General features: G+C 75.5%; 9 protein-coding genes. 6 read left to right on the forward strand and 3 right to left on the reverse strand.

All coding sequences use genetic code 11. From position 1 onward, the window contains the following. The first annotated feature begins 287 nt into the window (after positions 1-287). The 5 genes from AC29IT_RS10315 (at position 288) to AC29IT_RS10335 (ending at position 15153) form a co-directional block, all read left to right on the forward strand. Positions 288-11621, forward strand: a complete 11334-nt coding sequence (locus tag AC29IT_RS10315; protein ID WP_488218545.1) for an amino acid adenylation domain-containing protein — start codon at positions 288-290, stop codon at positions 11619-11621. Next, complete coding sequence (locus tag AC29IT_RS10320) at positions 11618-11833, forward strand: MbtH family protein (RefSeq protein WP_488218546.1); 216 nt, start codon at positions 11618-11620, stop codon at positions 11831-11833. Before AC29IT_RS10315 ends, AC29IT_RS10320 begins: the two co-directional genes overlap by 4 nt. After that, positions 11830-13665, forward strand: coding sequence for a class I adenylate-forming enzyme family protein (locus AC29IT_RS10325; RefSeq protein WP_488218547.1), 1836 nt, complete (start codon positions 11830-11832; stop codon positions 13663-13665). Before AC29IT_RS10320 ends, AC29IT_RS10325 begins: the two co-directional genes overlap by 4 nt. A 2-nt stretch (positions 13666-13667) precedes the next feature. Further along, the gene (locus AC29IT_RS10330) at positions 13668-14204 is read left to right on the forward strand and encodes a cupin domain-containing protein (RefSeq protein WP_358433133.1); all 537 of its coding nucleotides are present in this window, start codon (positions 13668-13670) and stop codon (positions 14202-14204) included. Between the two features lie 109 nt (positions 14205-14313). After that, on the forward strand, positions 14314-15153 hold the full coding sequence (locus AC29IT_RS10335; RefSeq protein ID WP_488218548.1) for an isocitrate lyase/PEP mutase family protein: 840 nt from the start codon (positions 14314-14316) through the stop codon (positions 15151-15153). On the opposite strand, the gene AC29IT_RS10340 is transcribed toward AC29IT_RS10335, so the two are convergent. From AC29IT_RS10340 to AC29IT_RS10350, 3 genes are all read right to left on the reverse strand, one after another. Beyond that, complete coding sequence (locus AC29IT_RS10340) at positions 15150-15791, reverse strand: histone deacetylase (protein ID WP_488218549.1); 642 nt, start codon at positions 15789-15791, stop codon at positions 15150-15152. The two genes, AC29IT_RS10335 and AC29IT_RS10340, sit on opposite strands and share 4 nt — an antisense overlap. 69 nt (positions 15792-15860) lie before the next feature. Further along, positions 15861-17222, reverse strand: coding sequence for an APC family permease (locus AC29IT_RS10345; RefSeq protein WP_488218550.1), 1362 nt, complete (start codon positions 17220-17222; stop codon positions 15861-15863). 11 nt (positions 17223-17233) lie between these two features. After that, the gene (locus AC29IT_RS10350) at positions 17234-18109 is read right to left on the reverse strand and encodes a carbon-nitrogen hydrolase family protein (protein ID WP_488218551.1); all 876 of its coding nucleotides are present in this window, start codon (positions 18107-18109) and stop codon (positions 17234-17236) included. Positions 18110-18250: 141 nt separating this feature from the next. On the opposite strand from AC29IT_RS10350, the gene AC29IT_RS10355 reads away from it, so the two are divergent. Then, on the forward strand, positions 18251-19105 hold the full coding sequence (locus AC29IT_RS10355) for a GntR family transcriptional regulator (protein ID WP_488218552.1): 855 nt from the start codon (positions 18251-18253) through the stop codon (positions 19103-19105). Positions 19106-19107 lie beyond the last annotated feature (2 nt).

Genomic DNA, 19107 nt, shown 5'->3' on the forward strand with positions numbered 1-19107 from the left:
CCGAATTGGTCTGAATAGGTGCTTTGTGTCGACTGTCCGTCGTGCCGCGTGCAAGGGTCAGGACGTGAGCGAGGGAGATCGCCGTCCGCCGAGCGGGAGCTGCGGCCGGACCAGGTACGGGGAGCGCGGCACCGCCGCACCCCGCCACGGCTGACACCACTTTCCCCGCAGTGAACCGAGATCCGTCGACCCGCGCGTCCCGCGGGCGATGACCCCTGGGCCGCCCCGATGGCCGGCGCGGCGAGCCGAGGCCGGCGCACGCAGGCCATTCCCGTGAGGAACGACCGATGAACCTGGGCCAGAACTCCGCCGAGCCGCCGTTGTCCGAAGCCGAACTGGGCATCTGGATCGCCGAGCGCGCCGCGTCCGGCGCCCGTTCTCGCTACCTGTGGGGCGAGTACGTCGACCTCGCCGGGCCGCTGGACGCGGCGCTGCTGGTCGTGGCGGTGCGCCGTGCCGCGGGCGAGGCGACCGCGCTGCACGCGACGTTCACCGCGGACGCCGACGGGCTGCCGCGCCGCCGGTCGCAGGCCGTCGACCTCGCGGTGCCGGTGCTCGACCTGCGCGCCGAACCCGACCCGCAGGCCGCCGCCGCGGCGTGGATGCGCGCCGAACTGGACCGGCCGGTGGACCTGGGCACCGGGCCGCTGTTCGGCGCCGCGGTGCTGCGCGTCGCCGAGGAGCGGCACCTGCTGTTCCAGCGGGTGCACCACATCGCGCTGGACGGGGTCGGGATGACCCTGCTGTCGCAGCGGATCGCGGAGGTCTACGCGCACCTCGTCGCCGCGGAGCCGGTTCCGGAGCACGGCTGGGCGGAACCGGACGTGCTGCGGTCCGAAGAGGACGAATACCGCGGCTCCGCCGAGTTCGAGGACGATCGCCGGTGGTGGCGGGAGAAACTCGCCGACGGGCCGGGATTCGCGAGCATGGCGTCCCGGCCCGCGGCCGCGGCGGACCGGTCGCTGCGGTTGACCTCCACTGTGGACGAAGCGGGTTTCGCGGCGCTGCGGACGGGCGCCGACCGGCTGGGGCAGCGCTGGTCCCGGCTGGTCGTGGCCGCCGCCGCGCTGCACGCGCACGCCGCCACCGGCAGCCGGGACGTGGTGCTGAGCCTGCCGGTGCCCGGCCGCACCACCGAGCCGGCCCGCCGCACGCCGTCGATGTCGGCGAACGTGCTGCCGCTGCGGCTGCGGGTGGACCCGGCCGCCACCGCGGGCGAGTTCACCGCGCAGGTCGCCGCCGCGATCGCCGAGGTGCAGCGCCGCCAGCGGTACCGGGGCGAGCGGCTGCGCCGCGAACTGGGCTACCCGGAGGACGGGCGGGTGTTCTTCGGGCCGGTGGTGAACGTGCAGAAGTTCGCCTACGGCTTGGAATTCGGCGCGTGCACCGCGACCGTGCACAACCTGCAGGCGCCGCCGTCCGAGGACTTCTCGGTGGTGGCCTACGACCGCGGCGACGGCGAGCTGCGGTTCGACTTCGACGCGAACCCCGCCAACCACGACGAGCCGCTGCTGGCGGCCGCGCGGGACCGCTACCTGCGGTTGCTGCGGCAGCTGGCGGACGCCCCGCCGGAGCTGCCGCTGGCGCGGCTGGACCCGCTGTCCGAGCAGCAGCGCGCCGAGGTCGCGGCCGCGGGAACCGGCGCGCCGCCGGCGTCCCCGGTCGAGGACGTGCTGGAGGTGTTCGCCGCGCGGGTGCGCCGCGCCCCGGACGCGATCGCGGTGCGCGAGGCGGCCACCGGCCGGGCGTGGACCTACCGGGAGCTGGACGCGCGCGCCGCCGGGCTCGCGGCCCGCCTGGTCGCGGCCGGGACGCGGGTGTCGACGCCGGTGGGGCTGCTGCTGGACCGCTCGGCGGACCTGGTGGTGGCGGTGCTGGCCGTGGTGCGGGCGGGCGCGGCGTACGTGCCGCTGCACCGGGGTGACGCGCCCGGCCGGTTGCGGGGCATCGCGCAGCGGGCGGGCCTGGAGGTGCTGGTCACCGATGCCGCGGACGAGTTCTCCGCGTGGTTCCAGGACATCGGGCCGGTGCTCGACCCGGAACCCGGCTCGACCGGAGCCGAGCCGCCGGTGCTCGACCCGGAGAACCTGGCGTGCGTCATGTTCACCTCCGGCTCGACCGGGGAGCCGAAGGGCGTCGCGATCACCCGCGGCGACCTGGTGCGGCTGGCCGCCGATCGCTGGTGGGCGGAAGGCGCGGCGCAGCGGGTGCTGCTGCACTCCCCGCACGCGTTCGACGCGCTCACCCTGGAGCTGTGGGTGCCGCTGCTCACCGGCGGCGAAGTGGTCACCGCGCCGCCCGGCACCACCGACCTCGGCGTGCTGGCCGAGACGATCGCCGCGCACCGCATCACCGGGCTGTGGCTCACCGCGGGCCTGTTCGGCGCGCTCGCCGCGGAGAACCCCGGCTGCCTGGCCGGGGTGCGGCAGGTGTGGACCGGCGGTGACGTCGTCTCGCCGAAGGCGGCGCGGCGGGTGCGGCAGGCGGTGCCCGGCCTGACCGTGATCAACGGGTACGGACCGACCGAGACCACCGTGTTCGCCACCCGCTACCCGGTGCCCGCCGATCCGCCCGCGGTGCTGCCGATCGGTGCGCCGCTGGACGGCAAGCGGGTGCACCTGCTCGACGACGCGCTGCGCCCGGTGCCGCCAGGTGTGGTCGGGGAGATCTACCTGAGCGGCGCCGGATTGGCCCGCGGCTACCTCGGCGATCCGGCGGGGACGGCGCACCGGTTCGTGGCCTGCCCGGCGGGCGAGCCGGGGGAGCGGATGTACCGCACCGGTGATCTGGCGCGGTGGAACGCGGACGGGTTGCTGGAGTTCGCCGGGCGCGCCGACGGGCAGGTGAAGCTGCGCGGTTTCCGCATCGAGCTCGGCGAGGTCGAGGCCGCGCTGCTCGCCGCGCCCCGGGTGCGCCGGGCGGCGGCGGTGCTGCGCGAGGACCGGCCCGGCACGCGGCGGCTGGTGGGCTACGTCGTCGGCGCGGCACCGGACGGGGCCGAGGTCGTGGCCTGCGCGGCCGAGCTGCTGCCGCCGTTCATGGTGCCCGCGGTGGTCGTGCCGGTGCCGGAGTTGCCGTTGACCCGCAACGGGAAGCTGGACCGGGCCGCGCTGCCCGCACCGCCGGACGTGCTCTCGGGTCCGGTCGAGCCCGCGGCGCCGGACGGGTCGGCGGAACGGGTGCTGCGCGAGCTGCTCGGCGAGGTCCTCGGGGTGGCGGACGTGCCCCCGGACGCCGACTTCTTCGCGCTCGGCGGCGACAGCATCACCGCGATCCAGTTCGCCAGCCGCGCCCGCCGTGCCGGGTTCGAGCTCGGCACCGCCGACGTGTTCCGCCACCCGTCCGTCGCGGGACTCGCGCGGCACGCGGGGGCCCCGGCCGCGGCGCCCGCACCGGTGCGTCCGGCCGCGGAGCGCGGGCCGCTCCCGCTGACGCCGATCATGCACTGGTTCCGGGAGCTGGGCGGTGCGGTCGCCGGGTTCGCGCAGTGCGCGGTGCTGCGCACTCCGGCCGGGCTCGACGAGCAGCGGCTGCGGGCCGTGCTGGACGCGGTGCTCGCCCGGCACGAAGCGCTGGGCATGCGGCTGTCCACGGCGGACGGGATCTGGTCCTGGGAGATCGGCGGCCCGGCCCGCTGCGAGCCGCTGCGCGTGGACGTCCGCGATCGCGCCGAACCGGAACTGATCGCGCTCGCCGTGGAGCATTCGGTTGCGGCGCAACGAGAGCTCGATCCCGAGTCCGGCAGCGCGGTGCGGGCGGTGTGGCTCGACGCGGCCCCCGAACCCGGCATCCTCGTGCTCGCCGCGCATCACCTGGCGGTGGACGGCGTCTCCTGGCGCATCCTGCTCGACGACCTGCGCGCGGCGGGAACCGCGCTCGCCGCCGGTCGGACGCCGGAGATCGCACCGGTCGGCACCTCGTTCGGCGACTGGGCGCACGCGCTGGAGCGCCGCGCCCGGCACCCCGAGGTGCAGGCGGAATTCCCGCTGTGGCGGGACATCGCGTCCACCGAGCAACCGCTGCCGTTGCGGCTGGACGCGGAGCGCGACCGGGAATCCACCCGCGCGCACGAAGCGCGCACGCTGCCCGCCGAGGTCACCGGCGAGCTGGTGCACCACGCCGCCACCGCTTTCGGCTGCCCGCTGGACACGCTGCTGCTGGCCGCGTTCGCGCAGGCCGCCGCCGGGCTCGGCACCGACGGGCCGGTCCTGGTGGACGTGGAGCGGCACGGGCGCGAGGAGTTCGACCCCGGTCAGGACCTGGCGCGCACCGTCGGCTGGTTCACCACCACGTTCCCGGTGCGCCTCGACGTGCGCGGCGCCGGACTCGACGAACTGCTGGACCGGGTTCGCGCCGAACTGGACCGGGTGCCGCGCAACGGGATCGGGCACGGGCTGCTGCGGTACCTGAACCCGCAGACCGCGCCGGTGCTGGCCGCGGGCACCCGGCCGCTGCTCGGGTTCAACTACCTCGGCCGGTTCGACACCGCGGGCGACCGGAATTGGGCGCCGCTCCCGGGAGCGGGCGTGCTGGGGTCCGCGATGCCCGCGGACCTGCCGCTGAGCCACGCCGTCGAACTGGACGCGCTGATCACCGACGGGGACGGCGGGCCGGAGCTGACCGCGAACTGGTCGTGGGCGGGCGAACTCGTGCCGCGGCGGCAGGTCGCGGAGGTCGTCGACCGGTGGTGCGCGCTGCTCGCCGAGTTCGCCGCCGAGGCCCGGCGGCGCCGCGAGCAGGACGGCGGTGAGCTGCTGCCGGTGCCGCCGTTGGCGCAGGGGCTGCTGTTCCACTCGCTGTTCGACCGGGCGGGTACCGACCCGTACCTGGTGCAGTTCGCCTTCGAGCTCACCGGTGCGTTGGACGCGGCGGCGCTGCGCGGCGCGGTGCACGCGCTGCTGCGCAGGCACCCGCAGCTCAGCGCCGGTTTCCGGCACGGCGCCGACGGTGTCCCGGTGCAGCTGTGGCCGCACCGGTTCGAGGTCGGCTGGACCGAGCTGGACGCGCCCGCCGAAGCCGACGTCACCCGGTACCTGGACGCCGACCGGGTGCGCCGCTTCGACCTGGCCGAGCCGCCGCTGCTGCGGGCCGCGCTGCTGCGAACCGGGCCGGACCGGTACGTGTTCGTGCTGACCACGCACCACGTGCTGCTCGACGGCTGGTCGATGCCGGTGCTGATCCGGGACCTGTTCGCGCTGCACGCGGGCGAGCAGCTGCCGGAACCCGTGCCGTACCGGCACTTCCTCGACTGGCTGGGCGCGCAGGACCTGGACGCGCACGAGGCGGCCTGGCGGGCGCTGCTGTCCGATGTGGACGAACCGACGCTGGTGGCCGCGCCCGGCGCGAGCACCGCGCCGCACCGCCGGACGCACCGCGAACTGGACGAGGCCACCACCGAACGGCTCCGCGCGACCGCCCGCGCCCGCGGCGTCACCACCAACGTGCTGGTCCAGCTGGGCTGGGGAGTGCTGCTGGGCGCGTTGACCGGGCGGGACGACGTGGTCTTCGGCGCCACCGTGTCCGGCAGGCCCGCCGAACTGACCGGGGTGGAGGAGATCGTCGGGCTGCTGATCAACACGGTGCCGGTGCGGGTGCGGCTCGACCCGCACCGCAGGACCGCCGATGCGCTCGCCGCGCTGCGCGCGCAGCAGCTGCACGTGCTGGAGCACCAGCACGTGGACCTCGCCCGGCTGCAGGCCATCGCCGGGCGCGGCGACCTGTTCGACACCGTCGTCGTGTTCGAGAACTACCCGCCGGAGCGGGAGGACGCGCCGGACGGGCCGCGGATCACCGGGATGCGGGTGCACGACGGCACGCACTACCCGCTGTCGCTGATCGTGCTGCCCGGCGAGCGGCTCGGGTTCCGGCTGGACCACCGCACCGACGTCGCCGACGAGGCCGCGGCGCGGCTGCTGCTGGACCGGCTCGCCGCGGTGCTGGACCGGATCTGCGCCGCACCGGACGCGCCGCTCGGCGCCGTGGACCTGCTGCTGCCCGGCGAGCGCGGCACCCCGGCACCGCTGCCGGACCGGGACGGCGGCACCCTGCCGGAGCTGTTCGAGCGGCACGCCGCGGCACGGCCCGACGCGCCGGCCGCGTCCTGCGGGGAGGAGCGCCTCACCTACGGCGAGCTGAACGCGCGCGCCAACCGGCTGGCCCGGCTGCTGGCCGATCGAGGTGCCGGGCGCGGCCGGCTGGTGGCGCTGGCGCTACCCCGCGGCCTCGACCAGGTGGTGGCGCTGCTGGCGGTGCTCAAGACCGGCGCGGCCTACCTGCCGCTGGACCCCGACCACCCGGGCGAACGGCAGCGCGAGGTGCTCGCGGACGCGGCGCCGGCCCTGGTCGTCGCGGCCCGCGCCACGGCCCCCACCTGCGCCGCCGAGGTGCTGGTGGTCGAGGACGTCGACGACCCGGCGATCTCCGGCGCCGACCTGGGCGTACTGATCCGGCCCGGCGACCCGGCGTACGCGATCTACACCTCCGGTTCGACCGGCAGGCCGAAGGGCGTGCTGGTGACGCACGACAACGTGCACCGGCTGCTGGCCGCGGGCGATCGGCACTTCGGGTTCGGGCCGGACGACGTGCACGCGCTGTTCCACTCCTGCGCCTTCGACATGTCGGTGTGGGAGCTGTGGGCCGCGCTCGGGCGCGGCGGACGGGTCGTCGTGGTCCCGTTCGACGTGAGCCGGTCGCCGCGCGAGTTCCGCGAGCTGCTGCGGCGCGAGCGGGTCACCGCGCTGTCCCAGACGCCCTCGGCCTACTACCAGCTGGTCGAGGCCGGGGCCGAACCGCCGTCGGTGCGCAGCGTCGTGCTCGGCGGCGAACCGCTGGACCCGGCGCGCATCGCCGGGCGCATCGCCGCGGACGGCCTCCGCGCCATCAACATGTACGGGATCACCGAGACCACCGTGCACAGCACGTTCGCCGAGCTCACCGACCCGGCGGAGACCCGCGGCGTCGTCGGCGCCGGGCTGGACGACGTGCGGCTGCACCTGCTCGACCACGCGCTGCGCCCGGTGCCCCCGGGCTGTCCCGGCGAGATCTACGTGGCAGGACGCGGCGTGGCGCTCGGGTACCTGAACCGGCCCGGGCTGAGCGCGAGCCGGTTCGTCGCCGACCCGTTCGGGCCGCCCGGTTCCCGGATGTACCGCTCCGGCGACCTGGGCCGCGCGCTGCCGGACGGATCGCTGGAGCACCTCGGCCGCACCGACCAGCAGGTGCAGGTGCGCGGCTTCCGCATCGAACCGGCCGAGGTCGAGCACGCGCTGGAACGCCACGACGCCGTGGACCGCGCCGTCGTGCTGCCGCAGGACGGCCCCGGCGGAGCGCGGCTGGTGGCCTACGTGCGGCTCGCCGCCGACGCGGCGCCGACGGAGCTGCTCGCGCACGCCGCCGCGCTGCTGCCCCGCTACATGGTGCCGTCGTTCCTGCTGCCGGTCGACGAGATCCCGTTGACCCCCAACGGGAAGCTGGACCGGCGGGCGCTGCCCGCCCCGGAGTCCGGCCGCGCGCCGGGGCGGCCACCGGCCACCTCGGTCGAGCGGTTCCTGCGGGAGGCGTTCGCCGCGGTGCTGGACGTGCCGGAGATCGGGGTGGACGAGAGCTTCTTCGACTGCGGCGGGCATTCCCTGCTGGCCACCCAGCTGATCAACCGGGTGCGCTCTGGGCTGGGCGTGGAGCTCGACGTGCGCACCCTGTTCGACGCGCCCACCGTCGAAGGCCTCGCCCGGCACCTCGCCGAACGCGGCGAGACCGCCCGGCCCCGGTTGCGCGCGGGACGCCGCCCGGAGCGGGTGCCGCTCTCGCCCGCGCAGCGCCGGTTGTGGTTCACCAGCGGCTTCGCCGAGTTCGGCGACACCTACAACCTGCGGTTCGCGCACCGGCTGCGCGGGCGGATCGATGTGGCGGCGCTGCGTGCGGCCTGGCAGGACGTGGTGGACCGGCACGAGGTGCTGCGCACCGCGATCGCCGAGGCGGACGACGGCCCGTGGCAGCGCGTCCTGCCGCCCGGCGAGGTGTGCTTCGAGCACGTTCGACTGTCCGAAGTGGACCTGATCGATCGGATGGCCGCCGACGCGGCGCACCGCTTCGACCTGGCCGCCGAGGCACCGCTGCGCGTCACCCTGTACGAGACCGGGCCCGCGGAGCACGCGCTGCTGGTGCTGCTGCACCACATCGCCGCCGACGGCTGGTCCTTCGCGCCGCTGAGCCGCGACCTGTCCACCGCCTACCGCGCCCGGCTCGGCGGGGGAGCTCCGCAGTGGACGGACGCACCCGTGCAGTACGCGGACTTCGCGCTGTGGCAACGAGATATCGACACTGCATCCGACCTGGAGCACTGGACCGAGGTGCTGCGCGGCGCACCGCAGCTGCTGCCGCTGCCCACCGACCACCCGCGGCCCGCGGCGTCCGCCCACCGCGGCGAGACCATCGAGGTCGAGTTCGGCGCCGCGACGCACGAGGCCGCCGCCCGGCTCGCCCGGGACCACGACGTCAGCCCCTTCATGGTGCTGCACGCCGCGCTCGCCGCCCTGCTGCACCGGCACGGCGGGGGCGCGGACATCCCCATCGGGACACCCGTCGCCGGGCGCGGGGACGCCGCGCTGCACGACGCCGTCGGCTGCTTCGTGAACACCGTGGTGCTGCGCACCGACCTGTCCGGGCGGCCCACCTTCCGCGACCTGCTGCGGCGGGTCCGGGCGGTCGACCTGGACGCCTTCGACCACCAGGACCTGCCGTTCGAGCAGCTCGTCGAAGTGCTGCGGCCGCCGCGCTCGCTGGCCCACCACCCGCTGTTCCAGGTGATGCTCGCCTTCCAGGACACCCCGCCCACCGAGTTCGACCTGCCCGGCGTCGAGGTCGCACCGCTGGACCTGCACGGCGGTTCCTCGCGGATGGACCTGCTGTTCAGCCTCCGCACCCGGCACGACGCGGCGGGCGGACCCGCGGGCATCGGCGGGGTGCTCGAGTACGACTCCGAGCTGTTCGACCCGGAGACGGCGCGGGCGCTCATCGGCAGGCTGGAACGGCTGCTGCTGTCCGCCGCGGCCGACCCGGGGCAGGACGTGGCGGCGCTCGCCGTGCTCGGCGAACCGGAACGCGCCGCCCTGCTGTGCACCGGCGAAGGACCGGATGGTGAAGCGCCGGGAGCCGCGGCGCACGAGCTGTTCGCCGAGCACACCGCCCGGAACCCGGCCGCCCTCGCCCTGGTCCACGAGGACCGCGAACTCTCCCGCCGCGACCTGTCCGAGCGCGTCGAGCGGATCGCCGCCGACCTCACCGCCGCCGGAGCAGGGCCGGGCGACCTCGTCGCGCTGCGGCTGCACCGCGGGCCGGACCTGGTCGCGGCGGTGCTCGCGGTGCACACCGCCGGGGCCGCCTACCTGCCGTGCGACCCGGACCTGCCGCCGCGGCGCGCCGCGGACCTGCTCGCCGACGCCCGGCCCGGGTTGCTGCTCGACCACGACGGGACCGGCGCGGTGCGCTGCTCCCGCCTGCCCGGCACGCCCGCCCAGGTGCCGCCCGGCACCGCGTACGTGCTGCACACCTCCGGCTCCACCGGCAGGCCCAAGGGGGTGGTGGTGCCGCAGGACGCGGTGCGCAACCTGCTCGCCGAGCTGCGCGACCGGCTGCGCCCCGGGCCGGGGGAGCGGATCCTGGCCGCCGCGCCCGCCGGATTCGACATGTCCGTGCCCGAACTGCTGCTCGGACCGGCCACCGGAGCCGCCGTGGTGCTCGCCGGGCGGGACACCGTCCGCGACCCGCGGCTGCTGCTCGCCCTCTTGGCGCGGCAACGGGTGACGATCGTGCAGGCCACGCCGTCGCTGTGGCACGCGCTGCTGGCCGCCGACGGCGCCGCGCCCGCGCTCGACGGGCTGCGGGTCGTGGTCGGCGGTGAGTTCGTACCGGGTCCGCTCGCCGATCGGCTGCGCGCGCTCGGCTGCGAGGTGCACGCCTGCTACGGGCCCACCGAGACCACCGTCTGGTCCACCGCGCACCAGGTCACCGGCCCGCAGTCCGCGGGCGTGCCGCTCGGGACACCGCTGCGCGGCACCCGGTGCCTGGTGCTGGACCCCCGGCTCGAACCGGTGCCGCCGGGAGTGGTCGGCGAGCTGTACCTCGCCGGGCGCGGCGTGGCCACCGGCTACCTGCACCGCACCGCCCGCACCGCGCAGCGCTTCGTCGCCGACCCGTTCGGGCCGCCCGGCGGCCGGATGTACCGGACCGGCGACCTCGCCTCCCGGGACGCCGCCGGAACGCTGCGCTTCCACGGCCGCGAGGACGACCAGGTCAAGATCCGCGGGCACCGGGTGGAACTCGGCGAGGTCGAAGCGGTGCTCGCCGGGCACCCGCAGGTGCGTGCCGCCGCCGTCGCCGTGCACGACCACGACGAGCAGGACCGCAGGCTGGTGGCGCACCTGGTCGCCCCCGGCGCCGACCTCGGCTCGGTGCGCGCGCACCTCGTGGAGCGGCTGCCCGCGCACATGATCCCGTCCCGGCTGCTGCGCATCGACCGGCTTCCGCTGTCGGACAACGGGAAGCTGCTGCGCGACCGGCTGCCCGCGCCCGAGCGGGCGGCGAGCACGGGCAGCACGGCGAGCACGGGCAGCGCGGGGAACGCGGACAGCACCGGGCCTGAGCTGAGCGCGGTGTTCGCCGAGGTGCTCGGCGTGGCGCACGTCGGGCCGGAGGAGAACTTCTTCGAGCTCGGCGGGCATTCGCTGCTCGCGGTGCGGCTCGTGGACCGGGTCGCGGAGCGCCTCGGCACCCGGCCGCAGCTGCGCGACGTGTTCGCCGCACCCACCCCCGCCGCGCTGGAGCGCGTGCTGCGCACCGGCTCCGGAACCACCGGGCACCTGGTGCCGCTGCGGACCGGCGGCACGGCCGCGCCGGTGGTGTGCGTGCACCCGCTCAGCGGGCTCGCCTGGCTCTACGCCGGGCTGCTCGCCCACCTGGACCCCGCGCACCCGGTGCTCGGGGTGCAGGGCATCGGCGCCGGCGGCGTCGCCGACCTGCCCGGGAGCATCGACGAGATGGCCGAGCGCTACCTCGCCGAACTCCGCGCCGCGCACCCGCACGGGCCGTACCACCTGGTGGGCTGGTCGTTCGGCGGCGTGGTCGCGCACGCGATGGCGGAACGGCTCGGCGACGACGCGGGACTGCTGTGCCTCATCGACCCGCCGCTGCCCGAACCCGGTGGCGCGGCGGACGAGATCGACCCGGCGCGGATCCACCGCGTGCTGCTCACCTCCGTCGACCAGGACGGCACCGGCGAACCCACCTTCGCCGAGGTGTCCGCGGCGCTGCGCCGGGAGGGCAGCGCGCTCGCCGCCCTCACCGAGCAGGACGTCGCCGACGTCGTCGCCGGATCCCGGCACAACGCGGCCCTGCTGCGCGACCACCGGATCGGCCACCGCAGCGGCGACACCGTCCACATCGGAACGTCCGAGGGCCCCGATCCGCAGCGCTGGCGCGCCCACCTCGACGGGCCGTTCACCACCTACCACCTGGACCACCCGCACCACCGGATCATGCAGCCGCGGCACGTCGGCGAGATCGGCGCCGTGCTGCGCGAACACCTGCGCCACCACACCGCGACCGAGGAGGACCGGCGGCCATGACGAACCCGTTCGACGACGAGGACGGCACTTTCCTGTTGCTGCGCAACGAAGAGCTCCAGCACTCGCTGTGGCCCGCGTTCGCCGCGGTGCCCGCGGGCTGGGACGTGGTGCTCGACGCGACCGGCCGGGACGCGGCGCTGGAGTACGTCGAGCAGCACTGGACCGACCTGCGCCCCGCCTCGCTGCGCGGCGGAACGGAGCCCGCGCGATGAACCACCGGCCCGAACTGGCCGCGCTGCCGCCCGGGGCGCGCGTCGTGATCCGGCTGCCCAACGGGCCCGAGCTCGCCGCCGTGCTGCTGGACTGCTTCGACCGCGAACTGGTCGCCGTGCCGCTGGCGCCGCGCGGCACCGACCTGCCCGAGATCGTGCGGCGCGTGCGGGCGAGCGCCGTCGTCGAACAGCACGCGGGCACCACCACCGTCCGGACCACGGGGCTCGCCGCCGAGCACCCGGAAGCCGCCGGGCTCGCGTTCATCATGTTCACCTCCGGCTCCACCGGACGGCCGAAGGGCGTGCGGCTCGGGCGGGCCGCCGTGCTCGGCAACGCCGCGAAGACCGCCGCGCTGCACGGGATCTCGCCGGACCGTCCACATGGGACTTGCTTACCGCTGTACCACTGCAACGCCCTGGTGCTGTCGCTGCTCGGCACCCACCTCACCGGGGCGCCGCTCGTGCTGCACCCCCGGTTCGACCCGGCCGGCTACTTCGCCGACCTCGCCGCCGCCGGAGCGCGGACCGCCTCGATCGTCCCGGCGCTGCTGTCCGACCTGGTCGACGCTGCACCGGACTGGCCGCCGGACCTGGAGTACCTGATCACCGCGGCGGCCCCGCTCACCGGCGACCTCGCGCACCGGTTCCACCGGCGCTACGGGCCGCGGTTGCGGCAGGGCTACGGGCTCACCGAAGCCGTCAACTTCAGCTGCACCGCACCGAGGTTCGACGGCGCGGGCTTCACCGAGCACTACCTGGACCGGTTCCCGCCCGTCGGCGAAGCGCTGCCCGGCACCGAACTGCGGCTCGACGCGGGCGAGGTGCAGATCCGCACCCCCGACCTGATGGACGGCTACTGGGAGGACCCGGCCGCCACCGCCGAGGCGCTCACCCCCGACGGCTGGCTGCGCACCGGCGACCTCGGCGAACTGCGGGACGACCGGCTGCTGGTGCTGCGCGGGCGCACCGCGGAGCGGATCAACCGCGGCGGCGAGAAGCACTACCCGCTGGAGGTCGAACGCGGCTGGCGCACCGCCGGGCTCACCGGCCGGTTCGCCGCCGTCGGCGTCGCGGAACCCGCGCTGGGGCAGGAGATCGGGCTCGTCACCGCCGACGCCGACGTGGACGAGGTGCGGGACCTGTGCGCCCGCGCCGAACCGCGGCCCGCCGTGCTGCGGTTGGGCGGGTACCGCGCGACCGCCACCGGGAAACCGCGCCGCTCCGCGATGGGCGCGAGCCTCGCCGCGCGGCGGCAGCCCCCGGACCGCTACGCGCGGCTGCTCGCGCACGCGGGCGCCACCGCCCGCGCGATGCTGCGGGAAGCGCCCCGCTCGGCCGACGAGGAACTGCGCAGGCTCGTCGCGCACGCGCCGCGGACCCCGGTGCTCGGCGGCGACGATGCCTGCGCGGCCTGGGACTTCCTGCGGGAGCACTGGCTCGACGAGGAGGACGGGAGCGCCGCGAAAACCCGGTGGCGCGCCCGCCTCGCCGCCTGCTGGCCGCTGTCCGCCCACGTGGACCTCGCCGCCGCCGTGGCCGCCGCCGAAGGCGCCCCCGCCGTCGCCGTCCCGTTCGGCGAGGAGACCACCGTGCAGGACGGCCGGCTGCTGCTGCTCCCGCACGCGAGCCCGACCACCACCGGAGCCGCGCCCTGGGCGCTCGGTCCGGTGTGGACGTTCCTCACCGGCGGCACCCGCCACCGGGTGGACCGGTGGAACCGGATGCGCCGGCTGCGGCACGACGGGCACGCCCTCGTGGGCTGCTCCGTGCTGCGCGCCGGACGGCACGATCTCGGCGGCGTCGTCTGGGCCCGCCCGAAGGACGAGGAGTGAACGTGGAACACCCGCTGCAGATCACCGACTGGGCGAAGAACTCCCTCCACGACGACCACACCGAGCTCCGCGTGGAGCACGCCGAGCTCGAAGTCCCCATGCACGGCACCGCCGCCGCGAGCGGCCGCGAACTGGCGACCAACGGCGAGATCGGCGCCGACCTGATCCGGTTGCCCGCCGGACACGGATTCGTACCGCACACCCATCCCGGGCACCACGTGCTCACCGTCGTCGCGGGCATCGGCACCATCACCTACGGCGGGCGCATCCACGAGACCCGTGCGGGGCAGACGTTCCTCGTCGAGGGGGAGGTGCCGCACGCGGTCGGCGCCGTCACCGACCACCTCATCGTCGCCGTCGGCGCCCCGCACAAGCGCATCGACTCGACGGACCGGATGACGCCGGTGCCGTACGAGGAGATCATCGCCGACGACGGAGACCTCACCTGCCTGCTGTGCGAGAAGACGGCGGGCGCGCCGAAGTACCTGCACTCGCTGGGCTGTCCGCACTGCCCGTGCCGGGAGTGCGCGGGGATGTGAGGACCGCGGGCGCGAGGTCGGCGGTCGCGGCGACACGCGTGGCGCGCCGCCGCTGTCGGTGCGGCGGGTCAGAATGCGGGCGGACCGGTCACCGAAGCAGAGGACGCCCGTGGAACTCACCGCCGCTGAACAGCACCGCCGCGCCACCGCCTTCGCCGAGCTGCACCGCGGGCCGGGGACGTTCGTGCTCCCCAACCCGTGGGACGCGGGCACCGCCCGGATCCTGGCGGGGCTCGGCTACACCGCGCTGGGCACCACCAGCGGGGGTCTCGCGAGCCGGTTGGGCCGCCGCGACGCGGCCCGCCAGGTGAGCTTGGACGAGGCGGTGGACAACGTGCGGGAGATCGCCGAGGCCACCGAGCTGCCGGTGTCCGCGGACCTGGAGAACGGCTACGGCGACGAGCCGCGGGACTCCGCCGACGCGGTGCGCGCGGCCGCGCTCGCCGGAGCCGTCGGCGGGTCCGTGGAGGACGCCACCGGGCGTGCCGACGACCCGATCTACGACCTGGACCGCGCGGCCGAGCGGATCGCGGCGGCCGCGGCGGCGGCGCGGGAGCTGCCGTTCCCGTTCACCCTCACCGCCCGCGCCGAGAACTTCCTGCACGGCCGCGCGGACCTGGCCGACACGATCCGCCGGTTGCAGGCCTACGAGGAGGCCGGGGCCGATGTGCTGTACGCGCCCGCGCTGCCGGACGCCGAGGCGATCCACGCCGTGTGCTCGGCCGTCACGGCACCGGTGAACGTGCTCGCGGTCGGTGCGGCCCGCGCGCTGTCCGTGGCCGAGCTGGCGGAGCTGGGGGTGCGGCGGATCAGCCTCGGGTCGACGTTGGCCCGCGCCGCGCTGAGCGCACTGGTGCACGAGGCGCGCGAGATCGCCGCCGGCACCTTCCCCGCCCCGGCCGGGGTGCTCTCCGGCGCCGACCTGGCGGAGCTGTTCGGCCGCCGCTAGTCCTCGGGCCGGTCGGCGAGCCGGGCGATGTCCGCCGCGCTCCAGCTCCCGCGGGCGCCCGGCATCGCCGCCAGGTGCTCGGCCGCGGTGCGCGCGTCCCAGCCCTGACCGGCGCGCAACCCGCCGAGCAGCATCCGCAGGTACTCCGCCGACGGCGCCAGCAGCGGCACCTCGGCGGCGGACCACGGCGCGGTGAAGGTGAGCACCGGGTGCCCGTCCCGCTCGCCGACGTGCAGCAGCGTCTCGTAGCGGCCCGGCCCGAGCACCTGCCGCCCGGTGCGCAGCACCTCCCGCAGGTCCAGGTCCCCGCCGGGTTCCCGGTACATCTCCTGCGCCACCACGTCCGCGAACTGCCCGGGCGTCACGAGGTACGCGCGCAGCGCCGCCGAGCCGGGCAGCTCGGGATCGAGGAACGCGCGGCCGCCGCCCCACACCTGCGATTCGGTCGCGAAGTACACGCCGCCCGGCGTCCGGTGCCCGCCGGTGCGCCGCGGTGGCCGCGGATCGCGGGAGCCCGGGCAGGCGCGGCGGCCGCCGGGCGGGGTGCCGCCTTCCAGGTAGTGCCGGAACCGGTCTGCGTGCATGTTCGAGCCGTAGCTCGCGTACCAGACCAGCTCGGGTGCGGAGTCGAAGCCCATCGGCCCATGATCGCGGGTGATCGGCCCACCGGACCACGCTGCCGGTCGGGTGGGCCGCTCACCCGGGGATCAGGACGCTTCGGCGGGCGCGGGGGCCGATTCCTCCGGCTGCATCTCGGGCGGCGGGTCGCGGAACAGCCGGGTGCGGTAGGCGAGGTAGCCGACGCCGAGCACCAGCCAGCAGCCGCCGAGCAGCAGCGCCGCCGGATCCAGGTTCACCAGCAGCCACAGGTCGATCAGCGCGCCCACCGCGGGCAGCAGCAGGTACGTCCACCAGGACAGCGACTCACCCGCCTTGCGCCGCCGCACGAACAGTCCGATCACGCTGAGGTTCACCGAGGTGAACGCGACGAACGCGCCGAAGTTGATGAACGACGTGGAGGTGGACACGTCGAGGAACACGGCGATCAGCCCGATGACGCCGGTCAGCGCGATGTTCACCGCGGGCGTCCGGAACTTCGGGTGCAGCCTGCCGAACAGCCTGCGCGGCAGCACGTCGTCCCGGCCCATCGCGAACAGCAGCCGCGCCGCACCGGCCTGCGCGGCCAGCCCGGAGGCGAACTGGGCGACGATCAGCCCGGCCAGCAGCAGCGCGGCGACGGCGTCCCCGGCGATGGCGCGGGCGATCTCGAACACCGCCGAGTCCGGGTCGGCGAACGCGGCACCGGGGTGCGCCAGCTGCGTGGCCCAGGCGACCACCGCGAAGATGCCGCCGCCGATCAGCGTGATGAGCAGGATCGCGCGCGGCATCGTGCGCCGCGGGTCCACCGTCTCCTCGGTGAGCGTGGTGACCGCGTCGAAGCCGAGGAACGAATAGGCGGCGAGCGCGGCCCCGGCGGACACGCCCGCGGCGGTGGTGCTCGGATTCAGGAAGGGCTCCGCGCTCAGCAGCGCCCCGGCCCCGGAGGTGGTGAACACGTGGCGCAGCGACAGCACCACGAAGATCACGATCACCAGCACCTGGAACGACATCAGCACCGAGTTCGTCTTGTCCGCGACCTTGATGCCCAGCACGTTCAGCGCGGTGGTCGCGGCGATGAACAGCACGATCCACAGCCAGAACGGCACGTCCGGGAACTGCGCGCGCAGGTAGGTGGCGCCGAGCAGCCAGATCACCATCGGCAGGAAGAAGTAGTCCAGCAGCACCACCCAGCCCACCAGGAACCCGGCGCGCGAGTCGAGGGTGCGCCGCGCGTAGGTGTAGGCCGAGCCGGCGACCGGGAAGGCGGCGGCCATCTTGCCGTAGCTGTGCGCGGTGAACAGCATCGCCACCATCGCCAGCAGGTACGCGGTCGGCACCGAGCCGCTGGTCTCCTCGGCGACGACGCCGAAGGTGCCGAGAACGATCATCGGCGCCATGTAGGCGACGCCGAACAGCACGACGGAGTGCAGTCGCAGCGACCGGTTCAGGACCGGTGCGTTTCCGGGCATGTGCGTGGCTCCTAGTCGTGCGCCGGGCCGGCGGGGCGCCAGCGGTGCGGGTCGATGCGGCCGTCGTAGAGCGGCAGCGCGATGGGGGAGTCGGCGGCGGTGAACTGGTCCCAGACGCGGTTGAGCCCCGCGGTGCCGTCGGTGCGGATCCGCCGCACCTCGTCGAGGTCGACCGTGGCGGCGAGCACGCCGGGTTCGGCGCCTTCGGCGTGCGCCAGCACCTGCCCTTCCGGGCCGACGAGCAGGCCGTCCCCGGTGCCGACGGGCGCGGCGGCGTTCACGCTCGCCACGAAGACCTGGTTGGTGATGGCGTTCGCGCGCGCCAGCACCAGTTCCTGCGCCCGGTCCGGGGTGGTGGTCTGCACCGGGTTGAGCACGAGCTCGGCGCCCATCCAGGCCAGGTGCCGCGCCACCTCGGGGAACCAGGCGTCGTAGCAGATGCTGAAGCCGATGCGGCCGATCCCGGGCGCGTCGAACACGACGAACCGGTCGCCGGGGTCGTAGGGCTCGTAGGGCCGCCACGGGAAGACCTTGCGGTACCAGGAGGCCAGTTCGCCCTCGGGCGAGAACACCAGCGCCGTGTTGAACAGCTCCCCGCCCGCGCCGCGTTCGCAGACGCTGCCGGGCGCGAGCCACACGCCGAGGTCCCCGGCGAGTTCGGCGAGCCGCCGGGTGCGGGGCCCGTGCAGCGGTTCGGCGGCGTCGGCGAGCTGGGCGTTCCGGTCCGGGCCGGTGACGCCGCACAGGTGCAGTTCCGGGTAGGCCACCAGCCGGGTCCCGGGGTGCTCGGCGAGCAGCGCCTCCACCTGGGCGGTGAACTCGTCCGGGGGTGCGGTCGCGGGCAGCGGGGGTTCCTGCGCCAGCGCGAGCGGCAGTGGTCGGGGCATCGGGTCTCGTTTCCAGGTGGCGGGGTGGCACCGGCGCACGGCTGCCGGGGCGACTGGAAGAAAATAGGTCAGCGCCCATCCCTCCGGCAAGAGTGTTCACTTTGACCACTTTGCGCTTGACGTGCGATTACGCTGAGCATCATGTCCAGATCTGACCCGGACGAACCGGTCGTCGCCGACTCGGCGCTGTCCTCGGCGGCGCTGTCCGGAATTCGCAGGTTGTCGGCGGTGGACACGGTGCGCGCTCGGATCTCCCTCGCCGTCGACCTCGGTCTGCTCGCGCCGGGGGAGTGGCTGCCGGGCAACGCCGCGATCGCCACCGCCCTCGACGTGTCCCAGATCACCGTGCGGCGGGCGCTGGTCGCGCTGGGCCGGGACGGCGTGCTGGAACGGCGGCCGGGCCGCGGCGGCGGCACCCGCGTGGTGGCGGAACCGGCCCGCAGCGCGGTGCGCGAAACCGACGCGTACCGGGCCGCCGCCGACGAGGTCCACCGGCTGGTGGACCAGCGGCTGGTGCTGGAGTGCGGGCTCGCGCACCTGGCGGCCCGCGCCGCGGACGCGGACCGGATCGCCGAGCTGCACGAGCTCACCGAGCGGATGGAGCGGGCCGCGGACTGGGCGGAGTTCCACCGGCTCGACGAGGTCTTCCACCGCACCGTCGCCGCCGCCACCGGCGTCCCGTCCGCCGCCGCGGACTACGAACCGGTGCTGCGCGACCTGTACCGCTACTACCTGCCTTACCCGATGGAGCAGCTGCGCGAGTCGAACCGCGATCACCGCGAGCTGGTGGCCGCCCTGTGCGCCCGGGACCCCGCGGCCGCCGCCGACATCGCGCACCGCCACGTCACCGACCTGCACCAGGCCATGTTCGTCGGCCTGGAAGCGCCCGGACCGGCGGGCGGCGCGGCCGAAGCGGGGAGTGCTGCTGAGGTCGGGAGTGCGGCCGAGACGGGGAGTCCGGCCGAGACGGGGAGTGCGGAGCGCGAATCCGGGTAGGG

Source organism: Saccharopolyspora sp. MMCC62 (assembly GCF_057736575.1).